Origin of the sequence: Collinsella aerofaciens (assembly GCF_019131995.1) — a bacterium.
In the GTDB taxonomy this organism is placed as follows: Bacteria; Actinomycetota; Coriobacteriia; order Coriobacteriales; family Coriobacteriaceae; genus Collinsella; species Collinsella aerofaciens_S.
The window spans coordinates 1-1,425 of sequence record NZ_JAHONA010000061.1; the positions used below are offsets into that span (position 1 = coordinate 1).

The 1,425-nt window shown below is 68.9% G+C and carries 2 protein-coding genes; both read right to left on the reverse strand.

Annotation, left to right across the window (positions count from 1 at the left end; all coding sequences use genetic code 11):
• Window positions 1-39: 39 nt before the first annotated feature.
• Window positions 40-891, reverse strand: a complete 852-nt coding sequence (locus KSY82_RS10145) for an IS3 family transposase (RefSeq protein WP_217751118.1) — start codon at window positions 889-891, stop codon at window positions 40-42.
• Between the two features lie 20 nt (window positions 892-911).
• Window positions 912-1,425: helix-turn-helix domain-containing protein (locus KSY82_RS10150; protein ID WP_217751119.1), on the reverse strand; the 514-nt coding region annotated here is incomplete at its 5' end.

The window sequence follows — 1,425 nt, forward strand, 5'->3', positions numbered from 1 at the left end:
GTGAACTGCGCCCCGAAACTTGGACTGAATAAATAGCGACTACGCCGCAAGGGCCCGGCTCCGGAACTCCTCCGGCGTCAGGCCCTTCAATCTTACCTGCCTGCGCCGCGTGTTCCAATGGGCTATGTACTCCTCCAGGTCGCGCTTGAAGTCCCCGAAGCTGCCCCACTCCCTGCCGCGGTAGAACTCGTCCTTCACGTGGCCGAAGAGCTGCTCGGTGGCGGCGTTGTCGATGCAGTTCCCCTTGCGCGACATGCTCTGGGTGATGCCCGCCCCCTCCAGCCTGGAGGCGTAGGACTCGTGCTGGTACTGCCAGCCCATGTCCGAGTGCATGGTCGGTGCCGCCCCGTCGGGCAGGGCCTCGAGGAGCCGGTCGAGCATCCTGTGCTGCTGGGCGAGGTCCGGCGAGGTCGATATGTCGCTCGCCACGATCTCCTTCGTGCAGAAGTCGAGCACCGGGGCCCAGTAGGCCTTGGCGCCGGCCACCTTGAACTCGGTGACGTCGGTGCCGAGCTTCTGCCACGGCCCGCCGGCGCCGAAGTCCCTCGCGATGACGTTCTCGAACGTGCTCCCCACGAGCCCCCTGTAGGAGCTGTACCGGCGGCGGGAGCCCCGGCGGCGTATCCCGCACCGGATGCCCATCTCGCGCATCATCTTGAGCACGGTCTTGTCGGCCACGACCGCGCCCAGCTCGGCGCGCAGGCACATGGCTATCTGCCGGTGCCCGCAGCCGTTGGCGGTGCGCGAGAATATCTCGGCCGCGGCGTCGCGCAGCTCGGGCCTGGTCGGCCTCCGCGGGTGCGCCAGCGCGTAGTAGTAGGTCGACCTCCTGAGCGCGGAGCACTCCAGCAGGTGGCGCAGGGAGTGCCCCTCCGCGCGCAGCGCCCTCACCGCCTCGGCCGCCGCCCTGGTCAGAGCCCGTCCCGCTCGACCAGGGCGCGCAATTTTTTTAGGTAGGCGACCTCGGCCTCGAGCCTGCGGCAGCGCTCCTCGAGCTCCTGCTCGCGGGTGCGGGCCCGGGGTTTCGACCTCGACCCCCTCGGCCTGCCCTTCGGGCGGGGCCGCAGCGCCTCGGCGCCGCCCTCGCGGTAGAGCCTGCACCAGCGCTCCAGCGGGGACTTCGACCTGATCCCGAACTCAGCCATGGCGTCGGCCTTCGCCATCCCGCCGTCGACTACGGCCGACGCCGCGGCGACCCTCTGCTCGAATGTGTACCTGGATTGTTTCCCGCCCATGGACAGCAGCGCCTCGCTTCCGAACGCCCGGTATACCCACTGCCATTCTCTCACGGTCTCGCGGGGGACGGATAGGGCCTCGGCCGCCGGCTTGCAGCCGATGCCGGCGTCGAAGAGCTCGACGGCCCGCCTCCTGGACTCCAGGTCGTGCTTCACCCTGAGGTCTATACTCATGGAAAACTGGAGTGGG